The sequence below is a fragment of the Candidatus Methylomirabilota bacterium genome (assembly GCA_028870115.1).
In the GTDB taxonomy this organism is placed as follows: domain Bacteria; phylum Methylomirabilota; class Methylomirabilia; order Methylomirabilales; family Methylomirabilaceae; genus Methylomirabilis.
The window spans coordinates 1-18,396 of the sequence record JAGWQH010000112.1 but is presented as its reverse complement, the minus strand read 5'-3'; the positions used below and the strand labels follow the sequence as shown (position 1 = coordinate 18,396).

The following is an 18,396-nucleotide window of genomic DNA, read 5'->3' as shown; positions in this document are numbered from 1 at the left end:
TGAGCGGTGAATGTAAAGAAACGTTAGACACACAACACTAGAGGAAGGCGATATTCGGACGATCCACTGCGCTTCATTCGTCCGATTCCTGAACCGAGGGGCGGCGCGGATCATCACTATCGCGTTACGCGGCGCATGAGAAGAGAGCGAAAGGAAAAATAGTATGGCTACGAAAACGCTGGACCAACATATCGAGGTGACCCCTGGAATAGCTGGTGGGAAGCCTCGTATTGCAGGGCATCGCATTACGGTGCAAAACATTGTGATCTGGCATGAGCGGATCGGCAAAAGCGTTGATGAGATTGTTTCTGAGTACGACTTGACTCTGGCGGATGTCTACGCGGCACTGGCCTACTACTACGACCATCGATCCGAGATCGACCACGATATCGAAGAGAGCAAGGCCTTCGTCAAGGCTCTGAGGGAGAGTACCCCTTCGAAGCTGAAGCAGAAGCTGTATGGAACAGAAGATTAGGTTCTACGCCGATGAGCACGTTGCGAGGCGGGAGATGATCAGCGAGCAAGTATTAAATCAAGCCAGGGATCGTCTAGTCGCTCAATTTCAACCACACCGCGTGATTCTGTTTGGCTCGCAAGCGCGGGGAACGGCGGATGAGTGCAGTGATGTCGATCTTCTGGTGGTATGCCCGCTGACTGGCAGTCGCCGGTCACTGATGGTAGCGATGGATCGGGCGCTCGCCGGTTTGGGGTTTGCACGGGACGTCGTGGTCATTACCCCTGAGGAGTTCGAGCGCGACCGTGATATTCCTGGCACCGTCGCTCGCCCGGCCTCCCTGGAAGGGAAGGTGCTTTATGAGCGTCCTCGATGAAATGATTCGGCAAAAGGTGGTACAGTGGCTGGCCTACGGCGGTGGAGGGAAAATAGGGACAGGTACTATTATCGTGACAATTCGTGGTGTGTACGGTCATGATCGTGCCTGCTACGGATTAGCCGAACCGTTGCATCCGGCCACCCGTATCATGTGAGGCAACGAAGGAATGATCGCCAGGCGATCTTTCGGAACGACAGCGATTCGAATGCGCACGATGAGAGAGCGGCCACTGGAAGAGAAGGGTTTATCTGGGAGGTGCGCAGGAAACTGGCAGTGCTGAGATGGACTACGCGCTGACCCAGCATGCACGCGACGCACTGGAAAAGCGGCGTATTGCGCTGCAATGGGTCAAGCAGGTTCTAACTCGGCCGGAATGGATCGAGCCTGACCCGGTTGACCCGAATCTGGAACATCGCCTTGCACCGGTCGCCGAATTCGGTAACCGAGTGCTGCGGGTGGTCGTCAACGGTACTGCGAGCCCGCAGCGGGTAGTCACGGCATACTTCGATCGCAGGAGGACAAAATCATGAAACTGAAAGTTGATGAACAGGCCGACGCGCTGTATCTCAATTTGAGCGAGACGCCGGCGAGCCGTTCCGAAGAAGTTGCACCGGGCATCATCGTGGATTATGACGAACAGGATCGCGTAGTGGGCATCGAGATGCTCTACCTTTCGAAACGTGCGTCGACGACGGATGTCCGTCGGCTGTTGTTTGAATCGGTCCCTATCACGGGTTGAAACATGGAGAAGGCGAGGGTTATGCCGCAAACCACTATCGACCGTCCCATCATTAATTCACCCGACGAGGAGCCGCAGCGCCATTGGCGCTATGACCGCGAGACCTGAAATTCTAAATCGGCAAGCCGTCAGACCCTCCGCCACTCGTTTGCCACTCACCTATTGAAGCTTGCATAAGTAATGCAAGACGCACCACACACTCATCCGTTCGGCCTGAGCTTGTCGAAGGCTGATCCGCTAATGGTTCGACAGGCTCACCATGAACGGAACGAAGACATCCGCTGTCTACATTACTTATGCAAGTCTCAAAAATCAAAACGGTCCAGGAACTGCTGAGGCACCGGGATGTGGGTACCACCATAATCTCTACTACTCTGCTGAATCGAGGGGGTAGAGGGGTCCGTGGCCCGGCCGATGCACTCGGAATGCGCCCGGATCGCCTGCCCGCGCGCCACGCGCAGGCGGGTCTGCGACTCACACAAGATGAGGCTGACGGCCGCTGCAGTGTTCGCGATCGGCGCATTTCCGGCTTTAGTCTTTCTAACCGATGGGAACTACCGTATAATCCCTCCTAACGTGAACAGGTTGTAACAGAGCTAGACTGACCAGCCCACTCAATACCGTTCGGCTATAGCCCAAGGGAAAGTACGGCTTGAACGTGTTACATTGGCCAGCGGGAGGCCATCGCCATGACAAAGGTAGCCATCTTGCCTATCCCACCGGAGCACGACGGGCTTTCCTGCTGTGCCATTGCTGACACAAAGCACGCCGAACACGGGTGGCGCTCCGGGCCGGCCATCGGTGTGAGTATTGCCACGCGCCGGAAGCCGTCTTCAACCTACCGCTAGAGGTCGAACATATTGTGCCAGTCTCCCGGGGTGGCGACGATACTGCCGCGAATTGGGCGTTGGCCTGCCGCGCCTGCAATCTTTATAAGGCCACGCACATCAGCGGCAATGATCCCGAGAGCCATGTGGTTGTTCGTCTGTTCCACCCGATGGAGGACCATTTCCGTATCACTGCCGAGAGCGGAGAGATCGAAGGGCTCACCCCGATCGGCAGGACAACAGTGGTACGCTTGGGGATGAACAGCACGGCTAGGTCGCGGCCCGGCAGCAGTGGATGCGCCTCGGCCTTTTTCTCTAGCCAGACACAGCCGAACAAGGGTATGCAGCCGACGTCTTCCAGCCTCCGCTTGCGCCTTGGTCTGGCTTCCAGGTGCGGCTGACACCTAGCGTTAGGCAGCATCGCCAAGGCACCAGCGGTCAGCTGCTGGAGGTCGAGAAATGTACTCGCCATTCGAAAAGGATCTTGCTTCAGTTTCTGTCGACGATCTCGCCACCCTTCGGCACGTGAGCGAGGGATGGTTCGTTGAGTACAAAGAGCTGTTGCCGTCACCGAAGGACATCGCCAAGTCGGTGGGGGCTTTTGCAAACCACCAAGGCGGTTGGCTATTCATAGGCGTTCAAGAGTCTAAAGACGGGTTGCGGACTGCGGCGGCCTTTCCTGGCCTCGACGCTGATACGGTTAGCGGTTGTGTGGACCGTATCAGAGACGCGGTTCGCGCGCATACGGATCCGACTCCGCACTTCGAAATCCGGGTGGTCTACGGACCTTCAGCGGATGCTGCCGTGACCCATTCTAAAGCCATCGTCATAGTACGTGTTGGGAGTGGGGCAAATCCGCCGTACATCCATAGTTCCGGGCGGATCTACCGACGTGTGGCGGACAGCTCAGAGCCGAAACCAGAGACAGATCGCGCTGTGATCGATCTCCTTGTTGATCGAGGCCAGCAGTCCCGAAAGCGTCTCACGTCGTTTTTGACCGCAGAGCACGTGCTCTCCAAAACTGAAAGCAACAGTTCCTTCCTCCGCTTGTTTTTCATACAGGATCTGTTCGGTGATCGCGGCGATAGCGTAGATTTGTCGTTTACGGATTTTGCTGAGCTGGTACGCTCGCCCACTTCCAGTCCGATCAGTCTGAACTTCGACAACGTGTTTACGATGTCGGAGGGATTTGGGGCGAGACATATCGGCCAGAACGACCCGCAGTATCGGCTCTTGACGTGGGAGTTCTACGCGAATGGCGCTTCGATCTTTACGGTACCTGTGGCATTGGGCGACCCTCGGTGCAATTCGCGCTTCACTTTCGCCAAGGACTTCGTGCTTCAGTTGCAGAAGTTACCAGTGGAAAGGATCGTCGACACAAATCAGTTTATTGTAGTGTTGGCAGCGCTATACGGAATGCACCTCGCCGCAATCAACAAGGCAGGGATTGCGGGTCCTGTGTTTAGCAAGGTACGCCTGCTCAATGTGTGGCGGAAGATCCCCTTCTTTGACTCCGAGGCGTTCTTGCTGCATGTGCGAAACTGCGGTGTCCCAGTGTGTCAAGAGGATTCTGCGCTCGCGCCACCAGGGACAGCACCGGAGTCGTTCTTAGAGCTTAAGGTCCAGAAGGCGGAGAATGCGTCAGGTAACGATAGGTTGCACGGTTTGATTGTCAGTGTCGTATCGCTACTTGCTTCCGTCATGGAGGCGCTTGGGATTCCCACGGAAATCTTGTGTAAGTCTAGCAAGGAACTGTATGCAGCAGCCGAGCGCAGCCTTCCAATCGTATATCGTGGATGATTCGCGAGAAGAGCCGCCTAACACGCGTCGCACCGGACGGCCACCGGTAAACGCTAGCCCCCTTAGGCGTTGGTGAAGCCGAGTGCGAGGCGATCCCAAGGACCTACATCTGCGCGGCCCCGATGTCGGGAGCGCAACTGAAGACGAGACGATAGGAAACGCGAACCGATGTCGCTTGCTTTGAACAAACCCAAGCTCGATAACCTTGCTGACGAGATCTGGAAGTCTGCCGAGCGGCTGCGCGGTAAGTTTAAGGCCTACGAATACCAAAACGTCGTCCTGCCGATCATTGTTATCCGCCGTCTGGAGTGCGTGCTGATCAAGTGGCGCGAGGACAAGGCGGCCGAGGTACGCGGTAAGCGGCCAGGGCTCACCGAGAAGGAACTCGCGAAGCTGGTGAAGGGCCTCGAAACCAGTACGGCCCCGTTCTCCAACAAGACCGGCTGGACGTTGCGCAGGGTCTACGAGGAAGACCACGCGCTTCTCGAAGAGAACTTCCGCGCCTATATCAACGGGTTCTCGAAGAACGTCGACGACATCATCGAGCACTTCAACTATCGGGCCACCATCGGCCAGATGGTGAAGAATAATCGCCTCGCCCCGATCCTGAACCAGTACAAGGAGCTGGAACTCGGCCCGGACACGCTCTCGCCGCTGGAGATGGGCTACATCTACGAGGAGCTGCTCCGGCGCTTCTCGGAACAGAGCGGCGAGGAGGCCGGAGAACACTTCACCCCGCGCGAGGTGATTCGCCTGATGGTGGAGCTGCTCGATATCCCCATCCCTGACCGCCATCTCTCCATCTACGACCCGGCTTGCGGGACGGGCGGCATGTTGTCGGTGGCCAAGGAACATCTACTCGACCGCGCGACCACACCGGCGCAGAAGGCCAACGTCGAGAAGTATGTGACCGTCCACGGCCAGGAACTGTCGCCGACCAACTATGCCATCTGCCAGGCCGACTTGCTGATCAAGAACGACCAGCAGGCCAAGGTGCATCTCGGCAACTCGCTCATCCCGCACGACTCACACAGCAAGGAACCGGGCGACCAACTGCCCGAATCGAAGCTCCGCTTCGACTTCATGCTGTCCAATCCACCCTTCGGCGTGACTTGGGGCGGCAAGGACGGCTACGAGACCGAGGCGCGCAAGCTGAAAACGACTCGCTACCGGGCCGGAATGCCGCGCGTCAATGACGGCGCGCTGCTCTTTCTGCAAACCATGCTGGCGAAGATGAAGGAGCCGGAGAAGGGTGCGAGTCGCATCGCCATCATCTTCAACGGCTCGCCGCTTTCCAATGGCGACTGCGGCTCTGGCGAAAGCGAGATCCGCCGCTGGATTCTAGAAAACGACTGGCTCGACGCCATCGTCATGCTGCCCGACCAGCTCTTCTACAACACCGGCATCTTCACCTACATCTGGCTGCTGCGCAACGACAAGCCCGTCTCACACCAGGGCCGAGTGATGCTAATCGACGCCCGTCTGCAGTTCGAGAAAGAACCGAAGTCCTTCGGCAATAAGCGCAACCGCATCACCGACGCCCACCGCGCGTGGATCGAGGATCGCTACCGCGACGGCTGGAAGAACGGCTACGCCGACGACCAGGTGAAGATCTTCCGGCGCGAGGACTTCGCCTACCACAAGGTCAACGTCGTCTTCTGGCAGTTCGACGAGCATGACAAGCCCGCCACCGTCACCGAGCCCTACGAGAAGGCCTTCACCGCCGCGAACCTGAAGAAGGAGCAGGAGTTCTATGACAGCAACCTCACCTTCCGCGTGCGCCTGAAGGCGGGCAAGACCGAGAAGACGGAGACATTGATCCTCGGTCCCAAGGATAACGCCACCCAAAAGTTCAAGGCGCTCATGGAGGGCAAGCCAGAGATCGTCTCGGTGGAGTGGACCCATCGCCACTACGTGAAGGACGACGAATACATCCCGCACGGCGAGGAGATCGAGGTGTTCCTCAAGCGCGAGATCGCCAAACCCATCATCGGCTGGCAGGACAGTCCTCAGCTCGGCTACGAGATCCTTCCGAACAAGTACTTCTACCGCTACCAGCCGCCCACGCCCGCCAAGGATTTACTCGCCGAGTTCTGGAAGCTGGAGAAGGAGTCGGAGAGGATGCTGGAGGGGTTGGCGAACTCGCGATGACATCAAGCGAACTCAATCCGCTCGCGCCCTGGGAAGGGCAACTACCGACCGATTGGGACCGCTGTCGGCTTGACGCCGTAGCGGATGTGCTCTTCAGCAATGTGGACAAACACACGCTGGACGAGGAAACGCCAGTGAGGCTCTGCAACTACGTTGACGTGTACAAGAACGGACGGATCACTGACACGATCGATTTTATGGAGGCATCCGCAGAACCGAGGGAAATCAGCAAGTTCCAGATTGTGCGCGGGGACGTGTTAGTAACCAAGGATTCGGAGACACCGGATGACATCGCCATAGCGGCCATGGTCGCTCAAGAGTTACCGGGAGTCCTCTGTGGGTATCACCTGGCACTAATCAGGCCGCGCTCTCGCCGTGTCTCCGGAACATTTCTGTATTGGCTGCACGCATCGAAAGCATTCCGTGCTCAGTATGAAGCCAAAGCAGTTGGTGTAACTCGCTGGGGCTTATCTCAGCACGCCTTTCGAGAGTTGTTGATCCCGCTCCCTCCGCTGCCGGAGCAAGAGAGGATCGCGGCGTATCTGGATGCGAGTTGCGCGGCGATTGACGCGGCGGTGTCCGCCAAACGCCGCCAGCTCGAAACGCTGGATGCGATTCTTCAAGCGTCACTTCATCGGGCCTTCGCGAACGAGGGGTGGCCGAGAGAACGGGTCAAAGACTTGGCATCGAAGATCGGGAGTGGCGTGACCCCCGAAGGGGGAGCGACGGGCTACCTGAGCGAAGGCATTCCGCTCTTGCGCAGCCAGAACATTCACTTCGACGGCATGCGTCTCGATGATGTTGCCTTCATCTCGGAGGAGACACATGCCGAAATGTCGAACAGTCAGCTCAAACCACGTGATGTGCTGCTCAACATCACAGGTGCCTCGATTGGGCGGTGCACGTTTGTGCCAGAGAACTTTGGGGAAGGAAACGTCAACCAGCATGTTTGCATCATTCGTGGCAACCACAAGATCGATCATCGCTTTCTTGCTGCATTCCTTTCCTCGCCGATGGGCCAGGGGCAAGTTCTCTCCTCATTTACAGGCGCATCTCGGCAGGGGCTTAGCCATAAGGAGCTCGGGCTCATTAACATTCCGCTGCCCTCGATCGGAGTCCAACGCAGTGTGGTTGCGGAGATCGAGCGACAGAGATCTCAGCAGAAGCAGGTTCGCGATCACATTGGGTCGCAGATTGATGTCCTCGTCGCCTACCGCAAGTCACTGATCCACGAGTGCGTCACCGGCCAGCGACGGAGCACAGAGACAGCTACATCAGATATGATGTTGCCGTAATATGGAGTTTACGGTAGAATACTATGAAACTGCGGCGGGGAGGTGCCCCATGCGCGAGTTTCTCGATGAGCTGGAGGCGAGCGATCCGGACGACTTCGCGGCGGTCTTTGCTGGTTTGGCAAAGCTACGAAGCCGACAGGCTCACCGCGAGCCGCTGACCAAGGCACTGGGCGACGGGTTGTTTGAACTGCGCCACGTGGGTAAGCTCAACACCCGCGTGTTGTGGTTTTTCGTAAAGCATCGCCGGATCGTCGCGGTGCATGGCATCCGCAACAAAGGCCGGACTATCCCGGCTCGTGATATTCATACTGCCAGGGAGCGCATGCGCGACTGGCAGGAGAGAATGAAATTATGAAGAAAACCAATTTTGACCTTCATCTCGAACAGCAACTCCGAGACCCGAATTTTGCGGAGCGGTTCAAGCGAGCGGGTGAGGCGTGGGACGTGGCGTTGCAGATTGCGGCGCTGCGCGAAAAGGCCGGTCTCTCTCAAAAGGATCTCGCGCGCAAACTCAAAACCTCTCAGCAGCAAATCAGCCGCATCGAATCGCCGAGCTACGAGGGTCATTCCTTGAGCATGCTTCGCCGTGTGGCACGGGCATTGAAGGCCAGGGTTCGCGTGGTGATTGAACCGGAAGATGCGCCCGCGGCCGATCATGTCGCTGAGGCTCCCGCGCACTATCGCACCGAACGGACTCGGACCTCCGCATCATGCCGCGAAAGAAAGCCCCGGAGCTGACCTTTCAGCAGCACATCGCGGCCTTCTTGGTCCGCGTACACGGCTATGGCGTGCTCGAACAGACCGACATCACCGACGCCGAGCAGTGCATAGCCGAGGACCAGCTCTGGGCCTTTCTTCACGCCACCCAGGCCGACCAGCTCAAGAAGCTCAAAGATGACTATGGCACTGACGCCCGCGAGGAGGTATTTCGCGCGCTTCGCAAGGAGCTGGAGCATACGCCGCTCTGGATGATCTTACGCCACCGTCTGAAGGTGCGTGGGCTGGAGTTCCACCTCTACTACCCCAAGCCCCGATCCACCGAGAGCGCCGCCGCCAAGAAGCACGGCGAGAACCGGATCACCTTCCGCCCGCACTTCTACTTCGGCGAGACCAACCAGGAGATCGGCTTCGTCTTCTTCCTCAATGGCCTGCCCATCGTAGCGCTGGAGGTCAAGCACGAGAAGAACCAGAACGTGCATGACGCCGTGGCGCAGTTCGCCGGCCGTGACCACGCCCGCAAGATCTTCCAGCACCCGTTCCTCTACCTTGCCGCCGATACCAGCGACGTGATGGCGGCGACCGACCCGCGACGGGTCGAGAACTTCCGCTGGCACAACACCGGCCTGACCAACACGCCGCAGACAGCGGGCGAGTATCCCGTCGAATTCTTGTACCGCGAGGTCCTGTCGAAAGATCACCTGCTGGAGGCGCTGTCGTTCTTTCTTGTCCGCGTGCCCCAGCGCGATGCCGAGGAGGACAAGCCTGCGCAGCCCGCCTTCACGATCATGCCGCGCTACCACCAGAGTCGCATGGTACGGAAAGTGGCCGACGATGCCGTAGCGCATTTCGCTACGACGGGTGATATCGGGAGGAAGTACCTCATCGATCACTCGGCGGGAAGCGGCAAGACGCTTTCGATCTGCTGGCTGGCGGACCGGCTCCACAGCTTGTTCAAGCCCGGCACCAGCGACAAGCTCGTAGACGTCGTCTTCATCCTCACTGACCGCAAGTCGCTCGACACCAACATCCGCGAGGACATCGAGAAGTTCACGCATCTGAAGGATGTGGTGGGTCTCGCGCGCAAGGCTGACGATCTCCCGCGCTTCCTGATGGAGCGCAAGCCGATCATCGTCACCACCCAGCAGAAGTTCGCCTGGGTGCTGGAAGTGATCGAGAAGAACCCCGATCTGAAGACCCTGCGCGTGGCCTTCCTCATCGATGAGGCGCACCGGTCACAGGAGGGCCGGATGGGGGTGGCCATCCGCGTGCCCTTCCGCAAGCCCGAGGACCCTGACGGCGAGGACGCGGCGGACGACGAGAAGGACGAGGAAGAGTGGATCGCCCAGATCATCCGCGAGCACGACCGCAACCAGCTCTTCGTCGCCTTTACGGCCACGCCTGCGCCGGCCACCGTCACCCTTTTCGGGGCGCCGTTCGACAGCTACACTGAGGCCGAGGCGATCGCCGAGGGCTACATCGTCGACGTTGTGGCGAGCATCATTTCCTATAAGACGCTCTACAACCTGCACTGCCCGATCGTCCCCAAGCCGGACGAGGAGAAGTTGTACCCGAAGGGCGTCGTATCAAAAGCGTTGCAGAATGTCGCCTATCAGGACGACGGACTGATCCAGTACAAGGCGGAGGTGATGCTGCGCATCTTCGAGAAGGATGTAATGCCGCTCATCGGCGGCCGTGCCAAGGCGATGATTGTTACTACCTCTCGGGTGGCCGGTCTGCGCTACTTCAAGATCATCAAGGAAAAGCTCAAAGAACGCGGCGCGGAGTACAAGGCACTCTATGCTTTCTCGGACTTCGTCCATCCTGAGACCAACGAAGCTATCAGCGAGCACGCCATCAATGACCTGAAGGACGGGGAGTTGATCGAGGATCGCTTCGAGGGCGACGACCATCGGTTGATGATCGTGGCCAACAAGTTCCAGACCGGTTTCGATCAGCCCCTGCTTGCCGGGATGTTCCTCGACAAGCCGGTGGTCGATCGCCACGCGGTGCAGACCGTGTCGCGCCTGAACCGAAGCCACGAAAGCAAGAAGGATGTCGTGGTTGTTGACTTTACCAACAATGCGTCGGCCATCCTCAAGGCATTCAGCAAGTACCGTAAAGGCACGCCCTTCGAGTCTGACGAGCCCGACCCAGAGCTTTGCATCAGGCTTCTCGTCAAAATCCTCGCAGCGGGGGTCTTCACTCAGACCGACGCTCACGATTTCATGGAGCTGGCGGTTACGGGTACGGACGCGCGGATACAGTTTGCTATCAACGGCCTGCGGGTGCGCTTCCATGCAAAGCTCACCTCACCGGATGATCGCAAGAACTTTGTCTACCTGCTCGCACGGTTGGTGAAGAGCTTTCACTTCCTGACCTGCTTCTTCACCTACGCCGACGAGGTCAAGGAGTTCGTCACGTTCGTGGAATACGTGGGTCCGCAGCTCATCAAACAAGGCAGCGTCTCCGAACTGATGAAGCAGATCCGTCAGACCGAGGTCGTAAAAGCGGCTGTCCAGTATCAGGGCGAGGTGCGGAGCGCGGGCGGTGAAGTGAAACTCAGGCTTGGCGGGGGCAAGAAGGGTGTGGGGCCGTCGCCGAAGAAGGTCTCGGTTCAAGACATGATCGACAAGATTCGCGCCACGTACGACATCAGCGACGAGGAGGCCCTCTATATCAAACAGGTCACGGAGGAAAAGGTCGCAGACCCTGGCATCCGCAGTACTGTTCAGGCCCACCGCGCGGATGTCATGTATCTGGAAGGCGCGTACCGTGGCCAGGTGAACGGCGAGATACAGGTCACCTACAACAATCTCGCCCGCTTCGACGAGCTGGCGGACCCCAAGTACACCGACACCGGGGGGATCTTCGACAGCATGGCCATGACGGTAATCGAGACCCATCTGACGGCCGCGGCGTGACGCCATGAGTGAGCGCATCAGGGACATCCCGGAGCAGGATCGCCCGCGTGAAAAGCTGCTTCGCAAAGGAGCCGCGGCCTTGAGCGATCAAGAACTGCTTGCGGTGCTGCTTGGCAAAGGCACGCCGGGGATGGACGTGATGGCGCTCGCGGGTAAGCTGGCGAGAGTGGTCGACGAGAAGGGACTGCGCGTTCAGGCCGAGGATCTCACCCAGTATGCGGGTGTGGGGAACGCGAAAGCCGCGCTGATCCTCGCGGCTCTCGAGTTCGCGCGGCGCCGCATCAAGCCGGAAGGCGCGAAGATCGAGACGTCGGCTGACCTGCTACCCCATGTGCGCCACTATGCCGACCGGAAACAGGAGCATTTCTTATGCGCCAGCATCAACGGCGCGAATGAGATCTTGAACATCCGGGTCGTATCCATTGGCCTGATCGACCGGAGCCCGGTTCACCCGCGCGAGGTGTTCGCGGACGCGTTGACAGACCGAGCCTCGGCCATCATCGTCGCGCACAATCATCCAGCCGGCAGCCTTGAGCCGTCGGCATCCGACGTTGACGTGACGATGCAACTCAAGGCAGCGGGAGGTGTGATGGGCATCGCTCTGCTGGATCACATCATTTTTAACCGGAGCGGTTACTTCAGCTTTCTGGAAGCGGGGCGGCTGTAACCGATGGCTTCGGCGAGTCGAGAAACTTGCGCATTGGTGAAAACGGTTCTGCGCCAGCCGAGTGGCCAGACGCCTCGCCAACTGCTGATAATCCCCAATAGTTAACCTGCTGCGCGGGACTCGGGGCTTCAGATGCATTGCGGAACCTGGAGACACGAGGTGGAACCATGAAATCTCTGCTGCCGTGGCTGGCCTTCATTGCGGCGGCCCTCCTCGAGGTTACTGGCGACGCGGTCGTCCGCAAGGGTTTGCGTGGGCGTGGGTTGGCAGTCGTCTTTTTGGGTTGCGCGCTGCTCGGGTGCTATGGACTTGTCGTGAACTCGGTTATGTGGGACTTCTCCAAGATGCTCGGGGTCTACATCGCCTTCTTTGCCCTGGTCAGCATTTTGTGTGGCCGCCTTGTTTTCCGAGAGAGCGTGCCTGCCTCGACCTGGGTGGGCTTGGCCCTCATCATGGCGGGCGGTCTGTTCATTCAATTTGGTCACGACTAACGCACCTCACCTGGAGCACGGCTCACCAGATGCGTTACAAGGTAGTAGTTGAAAAGGCTGAAAATAATTACTCGGTTTACGTGCCCGATCTTCCTGGGTGCGTAGCCACGGCCACCACAGTTGGAGAGACCGTAAATAGGGACAGCGACCATTTAAGTTTGATACACAGAGGATGTGTCTAACCAATCGTTCCCGCGGATGACGTAAATGCCGCCGCTGAACTCATCGTTCGGCGAAGGGGGTCACCATGAATCTGGGCATGAAACCGCTGCTCTCCATCTTTGTTCTTGCCGCGATGAGCGGATTAGCTTCTGCGCAAACGAGTTTTGACGCCTCAACGCGTATTCTCAAGGTTCCAACCATTGACTTCGACGGCACTGTCTACCAGAACCTCCAAGCCAGCCTCGATGCTGATGGTCGCCTGGAGATACGTTCGTTTGCGGCCCCTTCTATTCCACAAGACGCATGCATCGAACGGCAGACCCTTCAGACCTATGCAAACTCTCCACCCCGAGGTTATCTGGCTGTGCTTGCATGGGCGAATGCGATGACGGTCTCCGCAAGTCATCAGCCAGGGACAACCGCAAGCGTAGAGATCGACTACATCCGCATTCTCGAAGAAGACGTTTCCACGGGGCAGCTTACGGCAGTCGCGGGAGCCAGTGAGGAGTACTCGCAATCTCGCGCGCCGCTCAGCTCTGGTGAGGGCGCGCTTTGGGTAAGAGTGCCGCGTTGTGCGTCTGGGTCTAGCTCCAGAACCATCTCAAGCTCGCGCGTAAGTGGTGGCGTCCTGGGCATTGATCTAGCTTCAACACCTGGCGACTACGCGCACTGGTGGACACCAAGGGGAGACATCGCCCCGTTTACGTCTGGGAAGCGGTACTTGGTCGAGTCCAGATTTAGGGTTAACGGGGGAGCCGCGCTCCAGTTCGGACTGGACTACTGGCGCACCAAGACCATTGACTATAACGGATACGACGTGACGTGCGTCACATCAAACAACTGCGAGGCGTGGGTGTCTGCGTGGTTCGGCGATACGCAAGGTGCCTTCATCGTCCGTCAGTTTCCCGTGTGGTAGCGCCTTGCCGCTGCGCGCCGCTCAACTCTGCGGTTGGGCCGCCCAAACGAGAGCGTCGCATGTCGAAGCAAGAGAAGCTGCTCCGAATCGCATTTCTCGCCGACGCGGTCACAGATGCGCTAGCTATCGTTCCGATACTCGTGCCGTCACTCGCCAGGCTCCTTCCTCAGTGTCAATATAAGTGAGAGTGCGCCGTGAAAGGTAAATCAACGCAGCCGGTGCAAGTCCGGCCCAAGGAAGTGTCGGTACGCCTTGGTAGCTACCCGGGAGATGGCGAGGGTGACCAAGCCGTCGAAGCTCCGGGGACAGAGACCCGCCTCGGGCAGGTTAGCAAGTGCGCGGGCCGCAACGCGAGTGAAGCCTGCCCGGTTATCTCCACGTTAGACGGACATAGGAATCGGATTCTCACGAATTCCCGTTGCCGAATCTTGTCAGTACGGATAGCATGAGATGATGAGCGAGACGTTCAGACGTGTTCTTCGGCGTCCGACAGGCCACGGTCGTCGAAGATTGCCCGGAATATCCGAAGGGGCCTTATGTCCGTGTACTGTAGATGATTTTAGAAGGAAAAGATTATGAGGATAAGGTGGCACAAGAAATTCGTTCATGAGGGACAATACGTTGCCGAGGTGGACGTTGAACTGATCGAAACGGACGAAGGGCTGTCACCGTACTTGTCGGTTGAAGATGCCGAAAAGCTGGACGCCGTGCGAGGAGCCTTAAGACGAGGAGATGTCAGGGTGGTCAGTCGTCTCGCCCGCGTTTTCCTGCTCACCCCTGTTGCAGTCTAAGGAAGCCGTAGAACTACCCGTTGCACCTGGCGGCTGGCGCACGTAGTCATCGACAAGGTGACCCCCTTTGAATCAGCCACCGCTGAACTCATCGTTATGCCTCTTTTTTACAACTCTCAAAGGAGCCTTTTATGAAACTCATGTCGTTAAGTTCGATTTTTGTTGCTGCAACCCTCGTAGGCTGTGCCTCAAACCTAGTCGCACAGGCCAGTGCGCAAGGTGTACGCACGGAAAGCTGCAAGGCAACATCCGAAGCGGAGATTGCGTCACTGTTTGATCGATGGAATCGTTCGTTGCAAACAGGTGATCCGCATAAGGTAGTCGCCAACTACGCGGAGCGGTCAATCCTCTTGCCCACCGTTTCAAACAAGCCACGTCTCACGCCAGCCGAGAAGGAGGATTACTTCCATCACTTTCTGGAGGATCGCCCCTCCGGCAAGATTGATTTGCGATTTGTTGAGATCGATTGCAACACTGCGGTTGATGCTGGTCTTTATACATTTACGTTTGCCAAGACAGGGGCAACGGTCAGCGGACGCTATAGCTACACCTATCGCTGGAATGGTTCTGAGTGGCTCATTACAAGCCACCATTCCTCAGCAATGCCTGAGAAGAAGTAAGCACCGAGAAGCATAACCCATCACATTCCACCGGACCGGTGCGGAAAGCCGCGTAGGCCGGTGCATTCAAACGTGTGTGCCGGGCATGGCACAGAGCGAGCGGGGTGCAAGTCGCCACGCCAGGTATTCGCGAAGCCGAAGGCTAGGAAAAGGGCAAGAGCCTGCCCCGGACTCGATCCGGGGGCGTCATTGGGAGAGCGTGACATGTTGTGCGTCAAGCGTTTTGGGATAACCATTACCCCTTAAACGCGGACGAATCAGCACCTCTCCCGTCGGACACGATCAACCCCCTTACAAGCCGATAACTCATGGATTTCCTAGAGAAAATTCCGCCACTCCTCGGTCTCAATTCTAATCCTTTGGACGGCGTATAACAGTCATTATGCGCGGCGTCCAGACCATCGGCCCCTCTCGAGACCTCAAACCTGTCTCCATTATACTTGACAATCATCTGCACGCAGCATACGATGCAAGCATCTCCTGGAGGTGAGAGCAATGCGTGCAACATTAAACATCCCAGACAGCCTGCTTGTGGAAGTGCAAAAGATGACCGGGAAACAGTCCAAGACGAAGGCCATCGTCATGGCGATGGAGGAGTTTGTGAAACGAAAGAAGCGGGAGCGACTCCTCGCCCTCAAAGGTCAAATCGTTCTTGACGATGTCACCCCAGAGCTCGAGGAGGTGGAGCTACAGGAGGCTCACGCGCATGAGCGCCGATGGCGTGATCATTGATACCTCTCTGTGGATCGAGTATTTCAAGGGCTCGGCCCCCAACGCCTCCTTTGTCGAACGGCTGGTGCTGGAAGAGCGAGCGGTCACAACGGGCGCCGTCCTGGCTGAACTCCTCCAGGGGGTCAGGAGTGAACGGGAGGGACAGACGATCGCTGAGGTGTTCGGTGGACTGCCCACGCTTGAGATCACTACAGAGATCTGGAAGGCCGCCGGACAACTCGCCTGCGCCCTCAGACGCCAGGGAGTCACTGTGCCCCTGACAGATGTCGCGCTCGGCGCCTTGGCGCTGGGGCACCATCTCCTGGTCTTCTCCCTCGATAAACACTTCGAACAGATTCCTGGAGTCCGACTGTATCACACACCACCATCCGCCAAGAGGGAAAGGCGGTAGGGGAAAACTCGTTCAATGCCGCGTAGAGATGAGCGCATCCCGAATCTGCTCGTTCAGTGTCCGTGGTGGGAGAGTGTTCTTCTGACCGGAGCCGCCCAGGGCCGCTCCGAAGACCGCCTGCCCGCCATGCGGGGCGGAGATGGTTCTGCGGGTCGCCCAGCACGGTGCCCACGTCGGCGAGATGAAAAAGACCACTTTCGATCATTCCCTTGAAGAACAACTGAAAGACCCGGCGTTTGCCGGTCGTTTTGAGCGCACTGGCGAGGCTTGAGATGTGGGGCAACGAGGGAATGATCGCCATGCGGTCTTTCGGAGCGACAGCGATTTGAATGCGCACGATGACAGAGCGACCACCGCATGGATAGGCGCGGCTTGCGCGTCGATTACCGCGTGCACCAGCATCACCGACCTGGCCGGCCTCGCGCGGATGTCGCGTCTGGTGCGCATGCGGGCCGCGGTTGGAGCGCCTTCGCGAGAATCGAGAGGGTCTCTTCCGAGTATCATCGGGTGGCGATGAACGATATTCGCGCAGCGACTTCAGCCTCTGTCATGCCGATTAAGGGCATCAATAGCCCCGGTCAGGTCCTGTTTGCCAGCCTGATCGGCACCACCATCGAATTCTTTGACTTCTACATCTACGCCACGGCCGCGGTGCTTGTGTTTCCACGGCTGTTCTTTCCGAAGTCCGATCCGGCGTCCGCCATGCTCGCCTCACTGGCGACCTTCGGCATCGCCTTTCTTGCGCGGCCGGTTGGCTCCGCGCTCTTCGGCCACTTCGGCGATCGCGTTGGTCGCAAGACGACGCTGGTCGCCGCGCTGCTGACGATGGGCGTGTCGACGGTGGCCATCGGGGCGCTGCCGACGTACGCGACGATCGGCGTCGCGGCGCCGCTGCTGCTGGCGATTTGCCGCTTCGGCCAGGGCCTGGGGCTAGGCGGAGAGTGGGGCGGTGCCGTGCTGCTGGCGGTCGAGAACGCGCCGCCCGGAAAGCGCGCATGGTACGGCATGTTCCCGCAGTTCGGCGCGCCGGTCGGGTTTCTGTTCTCCGGCGGCATCTTTCTCGCGCTCTCCGAGTGGTTCACCGACGATCAGTTCTTCGCGTACGGCTGGCGCATTCCGTTTCTTTCCAGCGCCGCGCTGGTGCTCGTCGGCCTCTACGTGCGGCTGACGATTACCGAGACGCCGGTCTTCCGCGACGCGTTGAAGGGCCGCGAGCCGGTGAAGGTGCCGATGCTGGCGGTGCTCCGCGATCACAGCAAGGTGCTCGTCGTGGGTGTCGTCGTGTCGCTCACGGCCTTCGTGCTGTTCTACCTGATGACCGTCTTCGCGCTCTCATGGGGGACCAGCGCGCTTGGCTTCACCCGCGAGAAGTTCCTGATCATCCAACTGTTCGGCATCCTGTTCTTCGCGCTGACGATCCCGCTCGCCGCCGTCATGGCCGAGCGGGGGCGTCGCCGCATGCTGATGTGGGTGAACGGCGGCATCTTCGCATTCGGTGTGGTGCTCGCGCCGATGTTCGCCGCCGGCACGGCGGGCGCGGTGATGACGATGGTCGTGGGGCTGTGTCTGATGGGCCTGGTCTACGGACCACTGGGTACGGTGCTCTCCGAGCTGTTTCCGACCGCCGTGCGGTACTCCGGCAGTTCGCTGACATTCAACATGGCCGGCATCTTCGGCGCCTCGCTGGCGCCATACGCCGCGACATACCTCGCCACGACGTATGGGCTGCAATACGTCGGCTACTATCTGTCCGCGTCGGCGGTCTTGACGTTCATCGGGCTGATCGTGTCGCGCGAAACAAAAGACGACGTGCTCTGACATGCGGATCGCGATCGTCGGCGAGTCGGGCATCGGGAATTCAGAGTGGAGAGTTTCTACAACCTCATAAGAGCCTGTCCTGCAAACCCCTGCTTGTGGTTCGACAGGCTCACCACGAACGGAATAAGTCAATGTTTTCAATACCAATACCGTTCGCCCTGAGCATGTCGAAGGGTGAACGAGGGTTTGCAGGACAGGCTCATAAGGCGCACACATTACAGGAGGAAGGGACACATCATGTCAAAGGCTGGATTCCGTGTTAAGCACCTGTCTGCGCCTGCCTGTCGCGTGTGCGACGCAGACAGGTGCGGAGACGCACAGGCAGGCGGAATGACGGACCAGAACAGAGGGCGATACCCCGCAGCTAGCTTCGCGATATTTCAGAGCTATATTCAAAAGGTGTGCAAATAGGAGAAAGGCGGTGTACCCTCTCGGGTGACATTTGAACCCACCGGGCAGACACCCGGTCAACGAGAGGAGAGCACCGCCATGACGAAGCAGACCACAGAACCGACCACCGAG

General features: G+C 58.6%; 20 protein-coding genes and 1 pseudogene. All 21 read left to right on the top strand.

Annotated elements, in window-relative coordinates; genetic code table 11:
- Nucleotides 1-163 precede the first annotated feature (163 nt).
- A complete protein-coding gene (locus KGL31_13760; protein ID MDE2322956.1) occupies nt 164-475 on the top strand; it encodes a DUF433 domain-containing protein in 312 nt (103 codons plus the stop codon).
- 34 nt (nt 476-509) lie between these two features.
- A complete protein-coding gene (locus KGL31_13755) occupies nt 510-830 on the top strand; it encodes a nucleotidyltransferase domain-containing protein (protein ID MDE2322955.1) in 321 nt (106 codons plus the stop codon).
- Nucleotides 814-987 (top strand): hypothetical protein, encoded by a 174-nt coding sequence (locus KGL31_13750; GenBank protein MDE2322954.1) that lies wholly within the window; start codon nt 814-816, stop codon nt 985-987. The genes KGL31_13755 and KGL31_13750 overlap by 17 nt, the downstream gene beginning before the upstream one ends.
- A gap of 127 nt (nt 988-1,114) precedes the next feature.
- Complete coding sequence (locus KGL31_13745; GenBank protein MDE2322953.1) at nt 1,115-1,363, top strand: DUF4258 domain-containing protein; 249 nt, start codon at nt 1,115-1,117, stop codon at nt 1,361-1,363.
- Nucleotides 1,360-1,572 (top strand): DUF2283 domain-containing protein, encoded by a 213-nt coding sequence (locus KGL31_13740; GenBank protein MDE2322952.1) that lies wholly within the window; start codon nt 1,360-1,362, stop codon nt 1,570-1,572. The genes KGL31_13745 and KGL31_13740 overlap by 4 nt, the downstream gene beginning before the upstream one ends.
- Before the next feature lie 689 nt (nt 1,573-2,261).
- A complete protein-coding gene (locus tag KGL31_13735; protein ID MDE2322951.1) occupies nt 2,262-2,420 on the top strand; it encodes a hypothetical protein in 159 nt (52 codons plus the stop codon).
- A pseudogene (locus tag KGL31_13730) lies at nt 2,351-2,718 on the top strand (HNH endonuclease). The gene KGL31_13735 and the pseudogene KGL31_13730 overlap by 70 nt, the downstream one beginning before the upstream one ends.
- 140 nt (nt 2,719-2,858) lie before the next feature.
- Nucleotides 2,859-4,199, top strand: a complete 1,341-nt coding sequence (locus tag KGL31_13725; protein MDE2322950.1) for an ATP-binding protein — start codon at nt 2,859-2,861, stop codon at nt 4,197-4,199.
- Nucleotides 4,200-4,367: 168 nt separating this feature from the next.
- Nucleotides 4,368-6,350: an SAM-dependent DNA methyltransferase gene (locus KGL31_13720; protein MDE2322949.1), complete on the top strand. Its 1,983-nt coding sequence runs from the start codon at nt 4,368-4,370 to the stop codon at nt 6,348-6,350.
- Nucleotides 6,347-7,645 carry a restriction endonuclease subunit S gene (locus KGL31_13715; GenBank protein MDE2322948.1) on the top strand — a complete coding sequence of 433 codons (1,299 nt, stop codon included), beginning with the start codon at nt 6,347-6,349 and terminating at the stop codon, nt 7,643-7,645. Before KGL31_13720 ends, KGL31_13715 begins: the two co-directional genes overlap by 4 nt.
- A gap of 49 nt (nt 7,646-7,694) precedes the next feature.
- Nucleotides 7,695-8,000 (top strand): type II toxin-antitoxin system RelE/ParE family toxin, encoded by a 306-nt coding sequence (locus KGL31_13710; GenBank protein ID MDE2322947.1) that lies wholly within the window; start codon nt 7,695-7,697, stop codon nt 7,998-8,000.
- Nucleotides 7,997-8,383 (top strand): helix-turn-helix transcriptional regulator, encoded by a 387-nt coding sequence (locus KGL31_13705; protein ID MDE2322946.1) that lies wholly within the window; start codon nt 7,997-7,999, stop codon nt 8,381-8,383. The genes KGL31_13710 and KGL31_13705 overlap by 4 nt, the downstream gene beginning before the upstream one ends.
- On the top strand, nt 8,356-11,286 hold the full coding sequence (locus KGL31_13700) for a type I restriction endonuclease subunit R (GenBank protein ID MDE2322945.1): 2,931 nt from the start codon (nt 8,356-8,358) through the stop codon (nt 11,284-11,286). The genes KGL31_13705 and KGL31_13700 overlap by 28 nt, the downstream gene beginning before the upstream one ends.
- A gap of 4 nt (nt 11,287-11,290) precedes the next feature.
- Nucleotides 11,291-11,953, top strand: a complete 663-nt coding sequence (radC, locus tag KGL31_13695; GenBank protein ID MDE2322944.1) for a DNA repair protein RadC — start codon at nt 11,291-11,293, stop codon at nt 11,951-11,953.
- A gap of 167 nt (nt 11,954-12,120) precedes the next feature.
- Complete coding sequence (locus tag KGL31_13690) at nt 12,121-12,444, top strand: hypothetical protein (protein MDE2322943.1); 324 nt, start codon at nt 12,121-12,123, stop codon at nt 12,442-12,444.
- Nucleotides 12,445-12,691: 247 nt separating this feature from the next.
- Nucleotides 12,692-13,522: a hypothetical protein gene (locus KGL31_13685; protein ID MDE2322942.1), complete on the top strand. Its 831-nt coding sequence runs from the start codon at nt 12,692-12,694 to the stop codon at nt 13,520-13,522.
- Between the two features lie 575 nt (nt 13,523-14,097).
- Complete coding sequence (locus KGL31_13680) at nt 14,098-14,313, top strand: hypothetical protein (protein ID MDE2322941.1); 216 nt, start codon at nt 14,098-14,100, stop codon at nt 14,311-14,313.
- 131 nt (nt 14,314-14,444) lie between these two features.
- Nucleotides 14,445-14,933: a DUF4440 domain-containing protein gene (locus KGL31_13675; protein ID MDE2322940.1), complete on the top strand. Its 489-nt coding sequence runs from the start codon at nt 14,445-14,447 to the stop codon at nt 14,931-14,933.
- Between the two features lie 495 nt (nt 14,934-15,428).
- Complete coding sequence (locus KGL31_13670) at nt 15,429-15,665, top strand: type II toxin-antitoxin system VapB family antitoxin (GenBank protein ID MDE2322939.1); 237 nt, start codon at nt 15,429-15,431, stop codon at nt 15,663-15,665.
- On the top strand, nt 15,640-16,056 hold the full coding sequence (locus KGL31_13665) for a PIN domain-containing protein (GenBank protein ID MDE2322938.1): 417 nt from the start codon (nt 15,640-15,642) through the stop codon (nt 16,054-16,056). Before KGL31_13670 ends, KGL31_13665 begins: the two co-directional genes overlap by 26 nt.
- Nucleotides 16,057-16,569: 513 nt before the next feature.
- Nucleotides 16,570-17,874, top strand: coding sequence for an MHS family MFS transporter (locus KGL31_13660; GenBank protein ID MDE2322937.1), 1,305 nt, complete (start codon nt 16,570-16,572; stop codon nt 17,872-17,874).
- Nucleotides 17,875-18,396: the final 522 nt, after the last annotated feature.

Excerpts from the sequence above, each read along its gene's own strand:
- KGL31_13675 (MDE2322940.1), top strand. The coding sequence starts at position 14,445 with ATGAAACTCATGTCGTTAAGTTCGATTTTTGTTGCTGCAACCCTCGTA.
- KGL31_13680 (MDE2322941.1), top strand. The coding sequence starts at position 14,098 with ATGAGGATAAGGTGGCACAAGAAATTCGTTCATGAGGGACAATACGTT.
- KGL31_13710 (MDE2322947.1), top strand. The coding sequence starts at position 7,695 with ATGCGCGAGTTTCTCGATGAGCTGGAGGCGAGCGATCCGGACGACTTC.
- KGL31_13750 (MDE2322954.1), top strand. The coding sequence starts at position 814 with ATGAGCGTCCTCGATGAAATGATTCGGCAAAAGGTGGTACAGTGGCTG.
- KGL31_13705 (MDE2322946.1), top strand. The coding sequence starts at position 7,997 with ATGAAGAAAACCAATTTTGACCTTCATCTCGAACAGCAACTCCGAGAC.
- KGL31_13740 (MDE2322952.1), top strand. The coding sequence starts at position 1,360 with ATGAAACTGAAAGTTGATGAACAGGCCGACGCGCTGTATCTCAATTTG.
- KGL31_13665 (MDE2322938.1), top strand. The coding sequence starts at position 15,640 with ATGAGCGCCGATGGCGTGATCATTGATACCTCTCTGTGGATCGAGTAT.
- KGL31_13690 (MDE2322943.1), top strand. The coding sequence starts at position 12,121 with ATGAAATCTCTGCTGCCGTGGCTGGCCTTCATTGCGGCGGCCCTCCTC.
- KGL31_13760 (MDE2322956.1), top strand. The coding sequence starts at position 164 with ATGGCTACGAAAACGCTGGACCAACATATCGAGGTGACCCCTGGAATA.
- KGL31_13715 (MDE2322948.1), top strand. The coding sequence starts at position 6,347 with ATGACATCAAGCGAACTCAATCCGCTCGCGCCCTGGGAAGGGCAACTA.
- KGL31_13685 (MDE2322942.1), top strand. The coding sequence starts at position 12,692 with ATGAATCTGGGCATGAAACCGCTGCTCTCCATCTTTGTTCTTGCCGCG.
- KGL31_13735 (MDE2322951.1), top strand. The coding sequence starts at position 2,262 with ATGACAAAGGTAGCCATCTTGCCTATCCCACCGGAGCACGACGGGCTT.
- radC (MDE2322944.1), top strand. The coding sequence starts at position 11,291 with ATGAGTGAGCGCATCAGGGACATCCCGGAGCAGGATCGCCCGCGTGAA.
- KGL31_13720 (MDE2322949.1), top strand. The coding sequence starts at position 4,368 with ATGTCGCTTGCTTTGAACAAACCCAAGCTCGATAACCTTGCTGACGAG.
- KGL31_13725 (MDE2322950.1), top strand. The coding sequence starts at position 2,859 with ATGTACTCGCCATTCGAAAAGGATCTTGCTTCAGTTTCTGTCGACGAT.
- KGL31_13660 (MDE2322937.1), top strand. The coding sequence starts at position 16,570 with ATGAACGATATTCGCGCAGCGACTTCAGCCTCTGTCATGCCGATTAAG.
- KGL31_13700 (MDE2322945.1), top strand. The coding sequence starts at position 8,356 with ATGCCGCGAAAGAAAGCCCCGGAGCTGACCTTTCAGCAGCACATCGCG.
- KGL31_13670 (MDE2322939.1), top strand. The coding sequence starts at position 15,429 with ATGCGTGCAACATTAAACATCCCAGACAGCCTGCTTGTGGAAGTGCAA.
- KGL31_13755 (MDE2322955.1), top strand. The coding sequence starts at position 510 with ATGATCAGCGAGCAAGTATTAAATCAAGCCAGGGATCGTCTAGTCGCT.
- KGL31_13745 (MDE2322953.1), top strand. The coding sequence starts at position 1,115 with ATGGACTACGCGCTGACCCAGCATGCACGCGACGCACTGGAAAAGCGG.